This window comes from Burkholderia sp. GW821-FHT14F03, from assembly GCF_058803765.1.
Genome location: NZ_JBXAPG010000168.1, coordinates 1 through 503, shown reverse-complemented (window position 1 = coordinate 503; position 503 = coordinate 1). Strand labels below are relative to the sequence as shown.

Annotated in this window: 1 protein-coding gene; it reads left to right on the top strand. The window is 64.8% G+C overall.

Going from position 1 to position 503, the window contains the following annotated elements; translation table 11 throughout:
- The coding region (locus tag AC1RQF_RS33550; RefSeq protein WP_492874451.1) for a condensation domain-containing protein at positions 1–503 on the top strand (503 nt) is incomplete at both ends.

The following is a 503-nucleotide window of genomic DNA, read 5'->3' as shown; positions in this document are numbered from 1 at the left end:
CCCGAGCGCGATCTCGGCCGCGCGCCCTTGTTCCAGGTGATGCTGGTGCTGCAGAACACGCCGCAGCACCGGCACGATCTGCCCGGACTGCGCATCGAGGCGGACGAGGCATTCCTGGACGAACTCAATCGAACATCGAAATTTGACTTGATGTTGGCCGTCGCGGAGCAGGACCGTGGCCTGCGTTGCAAATTCCAATACGACGCGGATCTCTTCGAGGCCGAGACGATCGGGCAAATGGCAGGCCATTTCCGCCGCGTACTGGTCGAGGCGATGGAGGATCCAGGCCGCAGATGCTCCGCCATTCCGCTGCTGTCCGATCAAGAGCGCGAACGCGTCCTGCACGGCTTCGTGAACGACGATCAGACGTTTGCGCCGTCTCGCAGCTTGCCCGAGGTACTGGGCGAGCGCGTCGCGGAAGGCGGGGAGCGTATTGCGGTGGTGGACGAAAGCGGCAGCGTGAGCTACGGGGCGTTGTGGTCGCGCAGCGCTCGCGTGGCGGC